Raw genomic sequence first — 15,866 nt, 5'->3', positions numbered from 1 at the left:
CGGGGCACTCATGAGCGACGATCAGGCATTTCCTCCGCAGCAGCAGGATCCCCCGGGCTCGACCGCGGCGATGAACCCGGTCCCCGACCACGGCGAGGAGTCGTACCACGGCTCCGGGCGTCTCGAGGGACTCCGGGCGCTCGTGACCGGCGGCGACTCCGGGATCGGTCGGGCCGTCGCCATCGCGTACGCACGCGAGGGCGCCGACGTAGCCATCTCGTACCTTCCCGAGGAGAAGCAGGACGCGGAGGACACCGCGTCGTGGATCGAGCGCGCGGGGCGCCGCGTGATGCTCCTTCCGGGCGACCTCACCGACCGCGAGACCGCGTCGAGCCTGCCGCAGCGGGTCGTCGAGGAGCTCGGCGCGCTCGACGTGCTGGTCAACAACGCCGGGTTCCAGATGGCGCGGCGGTCGGACGGCATCGAGGGCATCACGCCCGACGAGCTCGACCGGGTGTTCAAGACGAACCTGTACGCCCTGTTCTGGCTGACGCAGGCGGCCGTGCCGCTGATGAAGGAGGGGTCGAGCATCGTCAACTGCACGTCGATCCAGGCGTACGACCCCTCGCCGACGCTGCTCGACTACGCCGCGACGAAGGCGGCCATCAACAACGTCACGGCCAACCTGGCGACGACCCTCGGGCCGAAGGGCATCCGTGTCAACGCCGTGGCGCCCGGTCCGATCTGGACACCGTTGCAGCCGGCGACACAGCCGGTCGAGAAGATCGAGAGCTTCGGCAAGGACACTCCGCTGGGACGCGCAGGTCAGCCCGCCGAGGTCGCCCCGGCGTTCGTGTTCCTGGCCTCGCCCTCGGACGCGAGCTACGTGACGGGCACGGTGATCGGCGTGACGGGGGGCAAGCCGGTCTTCTGAGGACCGACGCTGCGTCTCGACATCGCGACCACGGGACGGACGGAATGTCGATACGCAACGCCTCAGGTCAGGTCAAGGCGGGCACGGACGGCGTCTGCGGGTACGGCGCGCGCGACGTGGCCACGGAACCCACGGGTCGTCGTCGCCATCAGCACCGAGTTGAGCAACGCCTCCTCGACTGCGTCCATGGCAGCGCCGAACAGCGGGTCCAGTGCGGCGTCGGCCGGTGGCGTACCTGACCCCACCGAGAACGCGAGCGCGTAGTCGCCGCTGCCGTGCGCAAAGCTCGCGCCGACCCGCCCCATCGCGAACACCGCGCGCCGCGCCGCCCGGTCCAGCTGGCGCGCATCGAGCGGCGCATCGGTCGCCACGACGATCATGCAGGAGTTGCCGTCGGTCTCCCCGACCGGCTCCTCGGCAGGCACCGGCACGCCGGCCACGGTGAGCGTCCCACTGAAGTTCGACTGGACGAGCGAGCCGACGGCGTACGACTCCCCGGCGACGTCGACCCGTCGTGACGACGTGCCGACACCACCCTTGAACCCGAGCGCCGTCGTCCCTGCCCCAGCACCGATGCACCCCTCGCCGACGGGACCGCCGCTCGCTGACGCCAGCGCTTCCTCGACCTGCTCCGCACCGACCGCTCGAGCCCGGACGTCCGACAGGTATCCGTCGTTCGTCTCACCGACGACCGGGTTGAGGGTGGTGACGTCCGCGTAGCCAGGCCAGGCCAGCACGTGCGCGACCAGTGCGTCGGCCACCCGGAACGCGGACAGCGTGCTCGTGAGCAGGACGGGGGTCTCGATCGCACCGAGCTCGCGCAGCTGCGTCGCGCCGACGAGCTTGCCGAACCCGTTGCCGACGAACAGGCCCGCCGGCAGCTGCCTCCGCGACGCGCCCAGCTGATCCGGCACGATCGCGGTGACGCCGGTCCGGAGGTCTCCCGACGCGAGCGTCGCGTGGCCGACGCGCACCCCCGGGACGTCGGTGATCGCGTTGTGGGGGCCCCGCGGGTGGGGGCCGAGGGTCAGAGGCAGCTCGTCGACGCGCACGCCGACGACGTTAGCCGCTCACAGCGCGTCGACGTCCAGGTCGATCGTCGTGCGATCACGCGCGGCGACCAGGTCGAGCTTCGGCGCGATCGTGGGCAGCTCGTACGTGAAGAAGTAGCGTGCGGCGGCCCGCTTGCCGTCGTAGAACGAGCCCTCCTTCTCGTCCGCGACCAGAAGCTGCTCGAGCCACGTCCAGGCGACGACGACGTGACCGGCGGCCTCGAGGTACGCGGTCGCGTTGGCGAGCGCCACGACCGGGTCGCGGTCTGCCCACGCGAGGCCCGTGACCTCGCCGAGCCGGCCGAGCGCACGCTCGAGCGCGTCGGCGTACGAAACAGCGTCTCCTCCCGCCTTGCGCGCCTGCGCGATCGTCGCACCGATGGTGTCGGCGAGGAGCGCCAGGCCCGCGCCGCCTCCCGCGACGACCTTGCGTCCGAGCAGGTCGAGTCCCTGGATGCCGTTCGTGCCCTCGTGGATCGGGTTCAGCCGGTTGTCGCGGTAGAACTGCTCCACCGGGTAGTCGCGGGTGTAGCCGTAGCCCCCGTGGACCTGGATGGCGAGGTCGTTGGCAGCCAGGCACCACTGCGACGGCCACGCCTTCGCGATCGGGGTGAGCACCTCGAGCAGCTGCCTCGCGCGCTCGCGGTCGGACTCCTCGGGCGCCGTTGCCGCCTCGTCGACCAGGCGCGCGCAGTAGAGGACCAGAGCCAGGCCACCCTCGACGTACGACTTCGAGGCGAGCAGCATGCGGCGCACGTCGGTGTGCTCGATGATCGCGACCGGGGCGGACGTCGGGTCCTTGTCGTCGAGCGCACGCCCCTGCGTCCGCGACTTCGCGTAGTCGAGCGCGTGGAGGTAGCCGGTGTAGCCGAGGGCGACGGCCCCCGCCCCGACCCCGATGCGCGCCGCGTTCATCATGTGGAACATGTACGAGAGGCCGTGGTGCTCCTCGCCGACGAGGAACCCCACCGCACCAGGCCGACCGCCGGGCGTGGCGAAGCCTTCGCCGAAGTTCAGCAGGGTGTTGGTGGTGCCGCGGAAGCCCATCTTGTGGTTCAGCCCCACGAGCGACACGTCGTTGCGCTCACCGGGAGCACCGTCGGCGTCAGGGAGGAGCTTGGGCACGATGAACAGGGAGATGCCCTTGACGCCCGCCGGTGCGTCCGGCGTCTTGGCGAGGACGAGGTGGACGATGTTCTCACCCAGCTCGTGGTCGCCGGCGGAGATCCACATCTTGGTGCCGGTCAGCCGGTAGGAGCCGTCCTCCTGCTGGACCGCGCGCGTGGTGATGTCGGTCAGCGACGACCCTGCCTGCGGCTCCGACAGGCACATCGTGCCGTACCAGCGGCCATCGATCACCGGCGCCGCATAGGTCGCGATCTGCTCGGGCGTCCCGTGCGTGAGGACCAGGTGGGCGTTGCCCTTGGCCAGCGACGGGTACGCGCTGACGCCGACGCTCGCCGCCTGGAACCAGACCGACGAGGCCTGCTGGAGGGTGAACGGCACCTGCGCTCCGCCGTGCTCGGCGTCGAACCCCAGAGCCGGGAAGCCCGCCTCGTTGTACGCGGCGAGCGCGTCGGCGACACCCGGGAGGAGGACGACCTTGCCGTCCTCGCCGACCCGCGGCTCGTCGACGTCGAGCGCTCGGGCCATCGGTGCGAACATGTCCGTGGCGATCCGCTCGGACAGCTCGAGGAGCCCGTCGAAGGTCTCGCGATCGTGCTCGGCGTAGCGTTCTCGTCGCGTGAGCTCCTCGACGTCGAGCCACTCGTGGAGCAGGAAGTCGAGGTTCCTACGAGACATGATGCGCGATTCGGCCATGGCGCCATACTAAGCGCTTGCTTACCTCCCTGGCGATGCCCGACCCTCCGGAGTCTGTCAGCGGTGAGCGGTACGTTCCGAGCACGAACCCCGCCCGTACGGAGTGACCATGTACGCCGTCATCGACACCGAGACGACCGGCCTCAGCCCGTCGCTGCACCATCGCATCGCCGAGATCGCGGTCGTCCTCGTCGACCGTGACGGAGCGGTCGAGCTCGAGTGGTCCACCTTGATCAACCCCGGGCGCGACCTCGGCCCGCAGCGCATCCATCGCATCCGCGGGGTCGACGCCGTGCGCGCCCCGCGGTTCGCCGACGTGGCCCCGCACCTCGTGTCGCTGCTGCGCGGTCGCACGCTCGTCGCCCACAACCTCCCGTTCGACCTGACCTTCCTGGACGCGGAGTTCCACCGCCTCGGCGTCGCGTTCCCTGTCACGCCCGACCTCGGGCTCTGCACGATGGCGCTCAGCGTCGACCTTCTCCCCGGGTCGGGCCGCTCCCTCGGAGACTGTTGCGCCGCCGCCGGCGTGGAGCTCGAGGGCTGGCACGCTGCGGCGGCCGACACGTGGGCGACCGCCGGACTCCTCGCGGCCTACCTCGACCGGGTCGGCACGCCTCGACCGTGGGACGACGTCCTCGCGTCCAGCCGTGCCCTCAGGTGGCCGGTCCTCCCACCGACGGCCTTCCGCCCGGCGCCGCGACCGCGGGCGGCCGTGCCCGAGCCGCCGACGGGGTTCATGGCGAGCCTGGTCGACCATCTCCCCCGCGACCCCCACACCGCGACCGCCGACCCCTACCTCGCGGTCCTCGACCGAGAGCTCGCCGAACGCGACCTCGACGGCATCGACGCCGACGACCTCGCCGGCCTCTCGCGCTCGTTGGGCTTCACCGACGCCGATGTCGCCCGCATGCACCGCGACTACTTGCGTGCCCTCGTCCGAGCGGCGTCGAGCGATCGACGGCTGTCTCCGGCGGAGCACACCGACCTCGAGCGCGTCGCCGTGCTCCTCGGGCTCGACCGCACGGCCGTGCGGGCCGCCGCGGGTGAGGACGCCGCAGCGGTCGAGCCCGCGCCGGCCCGGGCTCGTTACGCGGTCGCTCCAGGCGCACGCGTCGTCTTCACCGGCGAGATGGCCGAGCCGCACCAGGCCTGGGCGCGACGCGCGGAGGCGTACGGGCTCACGGTCCTCGACGCCGTCACCCCCCAGGTCGACGTCGTCGTGGCCGCTGACGCCTACACCATGTCGATCAAGGCGCGGAGGGCCCGCGGGTTCGGCATCCCTGTGATCACCGTGGAGGAGTTCGCGCGACAGCTGGTCGTCCCCGGCCCGGAGGTCAGTGACCTCGGAACGCCTCCTCCAGCCACCACGACGCCGCGCGCGTGACCTTGGCGTCGACGAGGAGCGGTCGTTCACGTGGTCCGGCGAGCCACCGCCCGACCTCTCGCAGGTCGTCGACGCCTCGCACCGTCACTGCCTCGAACCCGTACCCGCGCCCGATGGCCGCGAAGTCGGCCGACGGAAACATCACCGTGTCGAGCGGGTGTCCGTCCGGCCCGAAGTGGTGCACCTCGGCCCCGTACGCCTCGTCGTCGTAGACCACGACGACCATCGGCAGCCCCAGACGTACGACGGTCTCGAGCTCGGCGGCGCCCATCAGCGCTCCGCCGTCCCCGAGGGCGGCCACGGCGAGCCGCTCGGGTTGCGCCAGCGCGGCGCCGATTGCCGTCGCGAGCCCGAGGCCGACCGACTGGAACGCCTGCGTGAAGCAGAACCCGCGCTCGTCAGGGACAGCCAGGAAGGCGCTCGGATAGCCCATGAAGTTGCCGGAGTCGACGCCGACGACCCTCTCCGCCGGCAGCAGGTCGTCGAGGGCGATCGTGAGCGTCCGCGGGTCGATCCGTTCGGGTCGCCCCTGTGCGTCCTGGGTGCTGTCGTCCTCGTAGGCGACGTCGCGCCACCGACCTTGCGCGACGATCTGCTTCTCGACCTCCGGAGTGCGGTAGCCCTGGCGCGAGCCGGTCAGGCGCTCGATCATCGCCCGGGCGGTCGCGCCGACGTCACCGACGACCCCCACCGCGTCGGGTCGGTGCGCACCGATGGCGTCGGGGTCGTCGTCGACCTGGACCACGACCGCTCCGGGGCCGATCAGCCGACCGTGACGCATCGTCCACATGTTGAGGGCGCACCCCCAGCCGACGATCAGGTCGGCATCGGCGATCAGCTCGGCGACGACCGGTGGCGCGAAGCCGCCCGACACGTCGAGCGACCACGGGTCGCCGGCGAACAGACCACGCGCGACGGCCGACGTGGCGAGCAGCGCGCCGCACGCCTCCGCGAGGCGGGCGACGTCCGGACCGGCGCCCCGTGCGCCACGTCCCGCGACGAACACGGGCCGCTGCGCCGCCGCGAGGGCGTCGCACAGGGTGGCGAGGTCGGTCTCCGGCGGTCTCGCCACCGGCCGGGCCGAGGCCCCGACGACGCTGGGACCGGCCCACGCCTCGCCCGCCTGCAGGTCGAGCGGCACGTTCAGCAGCACCGTACGGCGCTCGTCCCTGGCGACCGCGACGGCCGCGCGTGCGTCGGCGATCGCGGAGTCCGCCGACCCGACCCGGATCGGGACGGCACCGACCGCCAGTGCGAGCGCGTCCTGGTCCACGAAGAAGTTGGAGAGCGGCTGGGTCACCTCGGCAGCGACGACGACGACGGGCGTCCGGCTCTTCGCAGCCTCGGCGAGTCCGGTCATCGCGTTGGTGAGCCCGCACCCCTGGTGCACGGTGACGGCCGCCACGCGACCGCTCGTGCGGGAGTACGCGTCCGCTGCGGTCGTCGCGCCGCCCTCGTGGCGGGTCGCGACGAAGCGCGCACCGGCGGCGACCATCGCGTTGGTGAGATGGAAGTTGCCCGACCCGACGACACCGAAGACGTGGTCGATGCCGGACTCGACGAGAGCGCGACCGACGGCCTCGGCGACCTGCATCAACGCTCCACCAGGGCGAGCACCCGTGCGGGCGACCCGGAGCCGCCGACGATCCGTAGCGGTGACGCCACGACCACGGCACCGGTGACCGGGAGGCGGTCGAGGTTCTGCAGCTGCGCCAGGCCGTACTTGCCGTTGCCGAGGAGGAACGCGTGGCAGGGGAACGCCGGGTCGAAGGAGTGCGCGGCACCCGCGTCCGTACCGACCGTCTCGACGCCGATGCCTTGCAACGGAGACTCCTCCGCGACCCAGCGGGCGCACTCGGCGGACATCCCGGGGCTCGTCGGACCGGTCTCCGTGTTGTTGATCATCTCCTGCTGGGTCGTGCGGGCCGACCATCCCGTGCGGCACAGGAGCCAGCCGCCCGCGGGGAAGGCGCCGTGCTCGGCCTGGAAGGCCTCGAGGTGCTCGACCTCGATGAGGAAGTCGGCGTTCGAGGCGACCTCGTCGGTGACGTCCAGCACCACGGCCGGAGCGACGAGCGCCGAGACCGGGACGGAGTCGATGTCGGCAAGGTCCTTGCCGCTCACCCAGTGGTTCGGGGCGTCGAAGTGGGTACCGGTGTGCTCGCCGGTACGAAAGTTGTTCCAGTACCAGGCCGGGCCCCGGTCGTCGTAGCGGCTGATCTCCTCGAGGGTGAAACGCTGGGTCTGACCGAACTCGGGCGGCAGCTCCAGGATCGGGGTCTCGTGAGACAGAGGCGACGTCAGGTCGACGACCTCGATCGAGCCGGAGCTCAAGGCGGCGGTGAGGGCTGTGAGAACGGACATGTTGCTCCGTATGGTCTTTGCTGTGAGGGGTGTGCGAGCACACTAGTGGTTCGGGCCGGTTGTACGGCAGACGATCGAGGAGGATTCCGATGACAGGGCATGACGAGGTGGTCAGCCAGGTCGTGCGTGAGCTGAGCTCCATCCGGGGGCTCACGTCCTCGATCGAGAAGGTGACCGAGTCGGCGCGAGTGCTCTTCGGAGCGGACTACGCCGGAGTGACGCTCATCCGGGGAGGTGGGCGGCTGGAGTCGGAGGGTGCGACGCACGACATCGTCGAGCGCCTCGATGCCGTCCAGTACGACCTGCGCGAAGGCCCGTGCGTCGACGCGGCGACCGACGAGGGCCTGGTCCTGACGGGCGACCTGGGAGAAGACCCCCGATGGCCGAACTGGGGGCCCTTCGCGCGCGAGCACGGCGTGAACAGCATGATGGCGGCCGACCTGCACGCCGACGACAAGCGGATCGGGGCGCTGAACATCTTCGGCACGAAGATCGACCAGTTCGACAAGAACGACGTCGCACTGCTGGTGACCTTCTCGGCGCACGCAGCCGCCGCGCTCGCCTCCGCGCACACGATCGAGTCGTTGACCACGGCCCTCGAGAACCGGACCGTGATCGGGCAGGCCGAAGGCATCATCATGGAGCGCTTCGGAGTCGACGACGTGACGGCCTTCGCTGTTCTCAAGCGCTACTCGCAGCACTCCAACACGCGACTGCACGAGGTCGCGGCCGAGATCGCGGCAACGCGGCAGCTCCCTTCATCATGATCCAGAACTTCCGCGAGTACCTCGACGACCTGGTCCACTCGGGCTACACCGTGCGCCACGACGGCCACGGCTCCGACCCCGACCTCATCGACCCGGGCGGCAACCCGATCGAGACGTGGCGCGCCGACTACCCGTACGACACCCGGATGGACCGCGACGTCTACGAGGCCGAGAAGTACCGCCTCCAGGTCGAGCTGCTGAAGTTCCAGTACTGGGCGCAGGACAGCGGCACCCGCCACGTGATCCTCTTCGAGGGGCGTGACGCCGCCGGCAAGGGCGGCACGATCAAGCGGTTCACCGAGCACCTCAACCCACGCACCGCCCGCGTGGTCGCGCTCACGAAGCCGACCGAGACAGAGAACGGCCAGTGGTACTTCCAGCGCTACGTGGAGCGCCTCCCGACCGCCGGTGAGATCGTCCTCTTCGACCGCTCCTGGTACAACCGGGCAGGTGTCGAGCGGGTGATGGGTTTCTGCACGGACGCCGAGTACGAGCTGTTCATGCGCCAGGCGCCGCTGTTCGAGGAGATGCTGATCGAGAGCGGCATGTCACTCACCAAGCTGTGGTTCTCGGTGACCCAGCACGAGCAGCGCACCCGGTTCGCGATCCGCCAGATCGACCCCGTACGCCGGTGGAAGCTGTCTCCGATGGACATCGCGTCGCTGGACCGCTGGGACGCCTACACCGATGCGAAGGAGGCGATGATGGTGCACACGGACACCGACATCGCCCCGTGGACGGCGATCAAGAGCAACGACAAGAAGCGCGGCCGTCTCAACGCCCTGCGCTTCTTCCTGAGTCAGTTCGACTACACCGGCAAGGACACGGCGGTGGTCGGCTATCCCGACCCGAAGCTCGTCCGGCGTGGCAAGGAGTCCGTCGGCGACTGACATCCGTCAGGGGAACGTGCCCGCGTGCAGCAGCGCGCCCGGGAGGCGACGACCGATCTCTTCCTCCAGCCACTTCGCGGCTTCGATGAGGCCCGACAGCGACAAGGACGTGGCGATGTCCGAGCGCTCGAAGGTGTAGACGAGGTCCTCCGTCGCGACGTTTCCGGTGGCGTTGGGCGCGAAGGGGCAGCCACCCGTGCCGCCGATGCTGGCGTCCAGCACGTCGACACCCGCTGCTACGCCGGCGAGCGCGTTTGCGACGCCGGTGTTTCGCGTGTCGTGCAGGTGCAGCCGGGTGCTGGTTCCTGGGGCGATCCTCGCGTCGAGGAGCGCCAGCCGGGCCGTCACGGCGGCAGGCACGGCGACACCGATCGTGTCGGCGAGGGCGACCTCGTCCGGTGCCGCGTCGGCGACCCGGGCAAGCACGTCCGCGAGCCGGTCGAAGCTCACCTCGCCCTCGAACGGACATCCGAACGACGCTCCGACAGTGACGGTGGTGAACAACCCGGCCTCGCGCCCGGCCGCGACCAGCGCGCGGGCCTCGTCGCACGCCTGCGCCGTCGTCCTCCCTTGGTTGCGCTGGCAGAAGGTGTCGGTCGCGACGACGACGACGTTGATCTCGTCGACGCCGGCCTCCACGGCCCGGTCGAGCCCGCGACGGTTCATCACGAGGCCCGCGTACGAAACACCCTCGACCCTGGGGACTGTCGCCATCACCGCCTCCGCGTCGGCCATCTGCGGGACGCGCGCAGGGTTGACGAAGCTGACTGCCTCGACACGGCGTGCGCCGGCGGCGACTGCCCGCTCGACGAGCTCGGTCTTCACCTCGGTCGAGAGGACGACCGACTCGTTCTGGAGGCCGTCTCGCGGCGAGACCTCGCAGATCTCCACGCTGGTCATGCGACCGACGCCAGGTAGTCGACCGCCTCGGCCGCGCTGACGACCTGTGCGTACTTCGCCTGAAGGTCGTACAGGTTGGCCTCGTGCGGTCCGGACGCCCGGTCAGCCACGGCGTCCCGGACGACGAGTGCCACCAGCCCGTGCTGAAGCGCGTCCACCGCCGTCGCACGGACGCATCCGCTCGTCGAGACTCCGATGACGATGACCGTGTCGACGTCCATCGACGCGAGCATCGAGGCGAGCCTGGTGCCGAAGAACGCGCTGGCGTACTGCTTGACGACCACCGGCTCGCCCCCGGCAGGCGCGACCGGCTCGACGATCTCGCTCAGCGGTCCGCCCCCGACGAGGCCTCGCAGCGCGGGCAGCTTGCGGAGGAACACGCCGCCGTTCGCTCCGTCGGCGTCGTAGGCGACCCGGGTGTGCACGACGGGTACGCCCGCGGCACGGGCCGCGTCGAGCACCCGCCGCGCGGGACCGAGCACGTCGGCCGACGGCAGGCACAGCGGCGACGAAGGGTCGAAGTACGCACGCATCAGGTCGACCACGACCAGCGCTGGGCGTCGACCCGGGGGAAGGTCGACGCCCAACGCCGGCGGGAAGGCGTCGTCGTCGACGCCGGTCACAGGGCCACCGGTGGCTTGGGGGCGGGTAGCCCGGTCTCCTCCTCGCACCGTGCGAGGATCTCCTCCAGCGGCGGGCCGGAGTTGAACGTCGGCAGGACGTCCGGCCGACCGGCGTCCATCTCCACCCGCAGCGTCGCCGTCGCGTCGGCGTCGACGGAGCCCGACTCGTCGCACACCACGCCGTAGCGCCGTGCGCCGTCGGCGGTCACCAGCCCCCGCCGTACCTCGAGGGCGACGAGCTCGGGGTCACGCGCGAGCGGGTCGCCCCATCCGCCGCCGCCCCACGTGACGAAGTGGAGCACGTCGCCGGGCACGACCTCGACGTCGTGGATCTTGCTCGGCAGGATCTCGGTCGTGCCGTCGGCCCGGAGGATCCACTTGCGGCCACGGGCTCCGGGTTCGCCGCCGTTGACGCCCCATGGATAGGTGAGCCACCGGTCGTCGTGGATGGCGATCGTGCCAGGCTCGAGGAACCGGTACGCGACGTCGACCGCGTTGCCGCCCCGGTGAAGCCCTGCGCCGCCCGTGTCCGAGACGGTCTCCCACGCCTCGACCCGCAAGGGGTAGTACGACTCGAGGTACTCGCACGGGATGTTGACGAAGGACGGCCACAGCGAGTGCCCGTCCGGGCCGTCTCCGATCGGACGGCCTGGGATGCCACCGAAGCCGATCGAGTACAGCTGGAACCACTCCCCCTTGCGTTCGCCCTCGCTGTAGTTCCCGGAGTACATGAAGTGCGGCGACGACGAGAAGCCGGCGGCGTTCAGCAGGTCGGGGTTGGTCTGGCCGAGGAGGCCTCCGAAGAGGTCGAACACGCGCCCGATCCCGTGGTTGCGGGCATTGAGCGCTGCCGGGAACTTCGGCTTCCAGAACGAGTCCTCGGGGATCTCGACGTCGACCAGGGGATAGAAGCCGTCGTTCCAGAGGATCTGCGGGTCCGCGACCGTGATCATGTAGATCCCGAAGAACATCCGGACGAGGTTCTCGTTGATGTAGTAGTTGATCGGCCCCTTCGCCTGCGGGCTGCTGCCCGTGAAGTCGAGCAGGACCTTGTCGCCGTTGCGGGTGAGGCTGAGCTTGAGCTCGTACGGCCCGTAGCCGACGCCGTCGTCACAGATGTAGTCGGTGAACGAGAGCGTCTCGCCGTCCTTGAACACCATCTGGAGCAGCGCCTTCATCGCCCGGTAGTTGCGGTCGAGCAGGGCGTCGAGCGCGGAGGTGTAGGTGTCGGCACCGAACCGGGCGCAGAGCTCCTGCACGCGGCGTGACGCGGTGCTGCAGGCTGCGACCAACCCGTTGAGGTCCGCGCGGTTCCAGTCGGGCTTGCGTACCTGGTTGAGGATGATGCGCAGCGCGTCCTCGTCGAGCACGCCTGCCTTGTAGAGCTTGAAGGGCGGGATGACGACGCCCTCCTCGTAGATGGTGCGGGCGTCGGTCGGCATGGAGGCCGGCGTCTTGCCGCCGACGTCCGACATGTGCCCGAACATCGAGGCCCACCCGACGACGCGCCCTTCGAAGTAGATGGGCATCACGACGAGCCAGTCGTTGGCGTGGCTGATCGCGGCGCCGCACGAGTACGGGTCGGAGGTGAGGAGGATGTCGCCCTCCTGGATGGTGCCGTCGAAGTTCTCGAGGAAGTCCGGGATCGAGAGACCGAACTGGCCGACGACCATCTTGCCCTCCGGGTCGCCGATCAGCGGGAACTCGTCGTGCTGCTCGCGGATCCCCGGTGACAGCGCCGTTCGGAACAGGACCTCGTCCATCTCGTAGCGAGCGTTGCGCAGTGCGTTCTCGACGAGGTCGAGCGTGACCACGTCGACGTCGACGGTCGGGAGGGGCTCGGTCGCGGTCTGGATGATCTGTGCCATGTCTCAGCCCTCCGCGCCGTCGCCGGCGCTGTGGTCGATGGGTCGGATGAGAAGGCTCCCGCTCGGGTGCACCGTGGCGGCGTGCCCGGGGAGAACGAGAGTCGTGGAGTCCATCTCGGTGATCACCGCCGGGCCCGCCACGACGTTGCCGGCCAGCAGCTCGTCACGCTGGTAGACGCCGGCGTCGACCGCCGCGCCGTCGACCCAGATGCTCTCCGTTCCGACTCGAGCACCGGAGGCATCCTCGCCACCGGCGGCGAGGACCGGGGCTGCGACGTCAGGACGGGGACCGCTCGCCGTCGCCCGCACGGTGACGATCTCGTGCTCGTTGTCGAGCAGGAAGGAGAAGAGCCGTTCGTGCTCCGCGTCGAACGCTGCGCGCAACGAGGCCAGGCCTCCTCCGCTCCCGTCGAACGTCGCGGCGTCGACCGTCACCGGGATCTCGAAGCCCTGCCCGTGGTACCGGAGGTCTGCCGCGTAGGTGACGGTCAGGTCGGACTCGCTCAGACCGTCTCGGATCAGCGAGGCCCTCGCGTCGTCGGCGAGCTCGACGAGCTGGCCGCGCAGCGCGTCGTCGTCGAGGCTGGAGAACGGGCGCATCAGCGTACGGACCGCCTCGTCGCGCATGCTCGTGGTCGCGTCGCCGTACGCACAGAGCACGCCGGGCGACGGCGGGATGATGACCGGCCATGCTCCGGTCAGCCGGCCGAGCGCGTTCGCGTGGAGCGGGCCGGCGCCACCGAACGCGACCAGCGCGAAGTCGCGCGGGTCGAACCCCTGCTGCACGGAGACGAGCCGCAGCGCGCCCAGCATGTTCTCGTTGACGATGTCGACGATCCCCTCGGCGGCCTGCTCGACGCTGCCGAGGTCGGTCGCCTCCACGATGGTCTGCACCGCGGCCCTCGCGGCGTCCCGGTCCAGGGTCACCTCGCCGCCGGCCAACGAGGTCGGGAGGTAGCCGAGGACGACGTTGGCGTCCGTGACCGTCGGCTCCGCGCCGCCCTGCCCGTACGCAGCAGGTCCGGGCACCGCCCCCGCCGACTGCGGGCCTACCCTCAGCGCCTGCGTCAGCGGTGGCACGTGCGCGATCGACCCGCCGCCGGCGCCGACGGTCCGCACGTCGACCGAGGTCGCACGCACCGTCAGGTCACCGACCTTCGTCTCACGCCCGATCCGAGGAATCCGGTTCTGGACGAGCGCGACATCGGTCGAGGTGCCCCCCATGTCGAAGGTGAGGAAGTCGGCGAACCCCGCCTGCTCGGCCACCCACGCCGCACCGCTCACCCCACCGGCCGGTCCCGACAGCAGCAGCGAGACGGGGTTGTCGGCTGCGGTCGCCGCCGAGGCGAGCCCTCCGTCGCTGCGCAGGATGTAGAGCCTGCCACCGACGCCTGACTCGGCGAGCTGCTCACCGAGGTTGGCGATGTAGCGGGCGACGCGCGGCTGCACGTACGCGTTGGCGACCGTGGTGAGGGTGCGCTCGTACTCGCGCAGCTCGGGCAGGACCGACGAGGACACCGACACCGTGAGGTCGCCCATCACCTCCGTGGCCACCTTGGCCACCCGGCGCTCGTGCTCAGGGTTGGCATAGGAGTTGATGAGGCTGATGCTCAGCGCCTCGACCCCCTGCGCGGCCAGCTTCTCGAGCGCGGCGCGGACGTCGTCCTCGTCGAGGTCCTCGACGACCGAGCCGTCGCTGGCGATGCGTCCGCCGACCTCGACGGTGTCCTCCAGCGCGGCGAGCGGCTCGGGCTTGGGCCAGATGATCCAGCCGGCGAGACCGCCGGGGACGAACGACCGCGCGATCTGCAGCACCTGCCGGAACCCGCGGGTCGTCACCAGCCCGACGCGCGCCCCTTTGCCCTCGAGGATCGCGTTCGTCGCGACCGTGGTGCCGTGCATGACGTCACCGACCTCCTCGAGCCCGATGTCGGCGGCCGCGCAGGCCTGCATGATGCCCCGGAGGACGCCGATCGACTGGTCGTGCGGCGTCGACGGCGTCTTCGCCCGATAGGTCTCGCCCGAGCTCTCGTCGACGAGCAGGATGTCGGTGAACGTGCCTCCGACGTCCACACCGAGCCGATAGGTCATGGTGTCCTCCTAGGTCACACGGTTCTCAGATCACGCCTGCCTCGCGCAGCGTGGTGAGCTGGTCATCGTCCATCCCGAGCAGGTCTCGGTAGACGTCGTCGTTGTGCTCGCCGAGCTCCGGCCCGAGGTGGCGCACGGACCCGGGCGTCTCCGAGAGCTTGGGTGCCACGTTCTGCACCGCGAACTCGCCGAGGTCGGGATGCTGGAGACGGACGATCGCCTCGCGGGCGGCGAAGTGCGGGTCGTCGAGCATGTCGCGGGCGCGATAGATCCGGCCGGCAGGCACTCCCCCGTCGTTCAGCCGCTCCAGCAGGTCCTCGGCGTCGATCTGTGCGGTCCACCGCGCGATCAGGGCGTCGAGCTCGTCCATCGAGGCACCGCGCGCGCCGTGGGTCGCGTACCGGTCGTCCTCGGCCAGGTCGGGCTGCCCCATCACGTCGGCCAGCCGTCGGAAGACGGTGTCCTGGTTGGCGGCGATCAGGATCGTCTCGCCGTCGCGCGTCGGGTAGACGTTGCTCGGCGACACGTTCGGGAGGACGGTGCCGGTGCGCTCCCGCTGGTAGCCCGCGATCTGCCACTCCGGGACCATCGACTCCATCAGCGCCAGCACCGACTCGTAGATGGCGGCGTCGACGACCTGGCCGCGTCCGGTGCGCTCGCGGGAGTGCAGCGCCACCAGCGTCCCGACGCACGCGAAGGTCGCTGCGAGGGAGTCGCCGAGCGAGACGCCGGTGCGTGCGGGCGGCTTGTCCGGGTCACCGGTCACGTAGCGGATGCCTCCCATCGCCTCGCCGATCGAGCCGTAACCGGCGCGGGCGGCGTACGGACCGCTCTGACCGAAGCCGGTGACGCGGGTGACGACCAGCCCGGGGTTGATCTCCCAGAGCGACTCGGGCGAGAGGCCCCAGCGTTCGAGCGTCCCGGGGCGGAAGTTCTCGACGAGCACGTCGGCGTGCGTGAGCAGGTCGCGGACGACGTCCTGCCCGCGTGCGTCGCGCAGGTCGGCCGTCACCGAGCGCTTGTTGCGCGCGACGACCGGCCACCACAGGGACTTCCCGTACGGCTTCTCGCGACCCCACTGCCGCATGGGGTCTCCGTGCCGCGGATCCTCGACCTTGATGACGTCCGCTCCGAAGTCGCCGAGGAGCTGGCCGCAGAACGGGCCCGCAAGGAGCTGCCCCATCTCGACGACCCGGACGTCGGACAGCGGTGCGGAAGGAGCAGCCACGTAT

At 70.6% G+C, this 15,866-nt stretch carries 13 protein-coding genes; 4 read left to right on the top strand and 9 right to left on the bottom strand.

Going from position 1 to position 15,866, the window contains the following annotated elements:
- The first annotated feature begins 10 nt into the window (after positions 1 to 10).
- Entirely contained in the window at positions 11 to 874 is an 864-nt protein-coding gene (locus AB3M34_RS04265) for an SDR family oxidoreductase (protein ID WP_370617846.1), read from the top strand.
- Between the two features lie 62 nt (positions 875 to 936).
- Here the strand turns inward: AB3M34_RS04265 and AB3M34_RS04260 are convergent, their stop codons facing one another.
- Together AB3M34_RS04260 and AB3M34_RS04255 are read right to left on the bottom strand one after the other, a co-directional pair.
- On the bottom strand, positions 937 to 1,926 hold the full coding sequence (locus AB3M34_RS04260; RefSeq protein ID WP_370617845.1) for a P1 family peptidase: 990 nt from the start codon (positions 1,924 to 1,926) through the stop codon (positions 937 to 939).
- An 18-nt stretch (positions 1,927 to 1,944) separates the two neighbouring features.
- Positions 1,945 to 3,747: an acyl-CoA dehydrogenase gene (locus AB3M34_RS04255; protein ID WP_370617844.1), complete on the bottom strand. Its 1,803-nt coding sequence runs from the start codon at positions 3,745 to 3,747 to the stop codon at positions 1,945 to 1,947.
- A 109-nt stretch (positions 3,748 to 3,856) separates the two neighbouring features.
- On the opposite strand from AB3M34_RS04255, the gene AB3M34_RS04250 reads away from it, so the two are divergent.
- A complete protein-coding gene (locus AB3M34_RS04250; protein WP_370617843.1) occupies positions 3,857 to 5,131 on the top strand; it encodes an exonuclease domain-containing protein in 1,275 nt (424 codons plus the stop codon).
- Here AB3M34_RS04250 and AB3M34_RS04245 read toward each other — a convergent pair.
- Both AB3M34_RS04245 and AB3M34_RS04240 read right to left on the bottom strand, forming a co-directional pair.
- On the bottom strand, positions 5,082 to 6,725 hold the full coding sequence (locus AB3M34_RS04245) for a thiamine pyrophosphate-binding protein (RefSeq protein ID WP_370617842.1): 1,644 nt from the start codon (positions 6,723 to 6,725) through the stop codon (positions 5,082 to 5,084). The two genes, AB3M34_RS04250 and AB3M34_RS04245, sit on opposite strands and share 50 nt — an antisense overlap.
- The gene (locus AB3M34_RS04240; RefSeq protein WP_370617841.1) at positions 6,725 to 7,495 is read right to left on the bottom strand and encodes a cyclase family protein; all 771 of its coding nucleotides are present in this window, start codon (positions 7,493 to 7,495) and stop codon (positions 6,725 to 6,727) included. The genes AB3M34_RS04245 and AB3M34_RS04240 overlap by 1 nt, the downstream gene beginning before the upstream one ends.
- An 89-nt stretch (positions 7,496 to 7,584) precedes the next feature.
- Between AB3M34_RS04240 and AB3M34_RS04235 the strand changes: the two genes are divergently transcribed.
- A complete protein-coding gene (locus tag AB3M34_RS04235; RefSeq protein WP_370617840.1) occupies positions 7,585 to 8,262 on the top strand; it encodes a GAF and ANTAR domain-containing protein in 678 nt (225 codons plus the stop codon).
- On the top strand, positions 8,259 to 9,152 hold the full coding sequence (gene ppk2 / locus AB3M34_RS04230) for a polyphosphate kinase 2 (RefSeq protein WP_370617839.1): 894 nt from the start codon (positions 8,259 to 8,261) through the stop codon (positions 9,150 to 9,152). The genes AB3M34_RS04235 and ppk2 overlap by 4 nt, the downstream gene beginning before the upstream one ends.
- A gap of 6 nt (positions 9,153 to 9,158) precedes the next feature.
- Here the strand turns inward: ppk2 and AB3M34_RS04225 are convergent, their stop codons facing one another.
- From AB3M34_RS04225 to AB3M34_RS04205, 5 genes are read right to left on the bottom strand one after another with little or no spacing between them, the layout of a single operon-like run.
- Complete coding sequence (locus AB3M34_RS04225) at positions 9,159 to 10,052, bottom strand: hydroxymethylglutaryl-CoA lyase (RefSeq protein WP_370617838.1); 894 nt, start codon at positions 10,050 to 10,052, stop codon at positions 9,159 to 9,161.
- On the bottom strand, positions 10,049 to 10,675 hold the full coding sequence (locus AB3M34_RS04220) for an isochorismatase family protein (RefSeq protein ID WP_370617837.1): 627 nt from the start codon (positions 10,673 to 10,675) through the stop codon (positions 10,049 to 10,051). Before AB3M34_RS04220 ends, AB3M34_RS04225 begins: the two co-directional genes overlap by 4 nt.
- Positions 10,672 to 12,543, bottom strand: coding sequence for a hydantoinase B/oxoprolinase family protein (locus AB3M34_RS04215; protein ID WP_370617836.1), 1,872 nt, complete (start codon positions 12,541 to 12,543; stop codon positions 10,672 to 10,674). The genes AB3M34_RS04220 and AB3M34_RS04215 overlap by 4 nt, the downstream gene beginning before the upstream one ends.
- Before the next feature lie 3 nt (positions 12,544 to 12,546).
- Complete coding sequence (locus AB3M34_RS04210) at positions 12,547 to 14,634, bottom strand: hydantoinase/oxoprolinase family protein (protein WP_370617835.1); 2,088 nt, start codon at positions 14,632 to 14,634, stop codon at positions 12,547 to 12,549.
- A gap of 25 nt (positions 14,635 to 14,659) precedes the next feature.
- On the bottom strand, positions 14,660 to 15,862 hold the full coding sequence (locus tag AB3M34_RS04205) for a CaiB/BaiF CoA transferase family protein (RefSeq protein ID WP_370617834.1): 1,203 nt from the start codon (positions 15,860 to 15,862) through the stop codon (positions 14,660 to 14,662).
- Between the last annotated feature and the right edge of the window lie 4 nt (positions 15,863 to 15,866).

Origin of the sequence: Mumia sp. Pv4-285 (assembly GCF_041320275.1) — a bacterium.
Classification (GTDB): domain Bacteria; phylum Actinomycetota; class Actinomycetes; order Propionibacteriales; family Nocardioidaceae; genus Mumia; species Mumia qirimensis.
Note: the sequence above shows the minus strand (reverse complement) of the source record. Positions and strands in the feature narration are given on the sequence as shown.

Coding starts and splice junctions, on each gene's coding strand:
- AB3M34_RS04265 (WP_370617846.1), top strand. CDS start 11: ATGAGCGACGATCAGGCATTTCCTCCGCAGCAGCAGGATCCCCCGGGC.
- AB3M34_RS04255 (WP_370617844.1), bottom strand. CDS start 3,747: ATGGCCGAATCGCGCATCATGTCTCGTAGGAACCTCGACTTCCTGCTC.
- AB3M34_RS04250 (WP_370617843.1), top strand. CDS start 3,857: ATGTACGCCGTCATCGACACCGAGACGACCGGCCTCAGCCCGTCGCTG.
- AB3M34_RS04245 (WP_370617842.1), bottom strand. CDS start 6,725: ATGCAGGTCGCCGAGGCCGTCGGTCGCGCTCTCGTCGAGTCCGGCATC.
- AB3M34_RS04240 (WP_370617841.1), bottom strand. CDS start 7,495: ATGTCCGTTCTCACAGCCCTCACCGCCGCCTTGAGCTCCGGCTCGATC.
- AB3M34_RS04235 (WP_370617840.1), top strand. CDS start 7,585: ATGACAGGGCATGACGAGGTGGTCAGCCAGGTCGTGCGTGAGCTGAGC.
- ppk2 (WP_370617839.1), top strand. CDS start 8,259: ATGATCCAGAACTTCCGCGAGTACCTCGACGACCTGGTCCACTCGGGC.
- AB3M34_RS04225 (WP_370617838.1), bottom strand. CDS start 10,052: ATGACCAGCGTGGAGATCTGCGAGGTCTCGCCGCGAGACGGCCTCCAG.
- AB3M34_RS04215 (WP_370617836.1), bottom strand. CDS start 12,543: ATGGCACAGATCATCCAGACCGCGACCGAGCCCCTCCCGACCGTCGAC.
- AB3M34_RS04210 (WP_370617835.1), bottom strand. CDS start 14,634: ATGACCTATCGGCTCGGTGTGGACGTCGGAGGCACGTTCACCGACATC.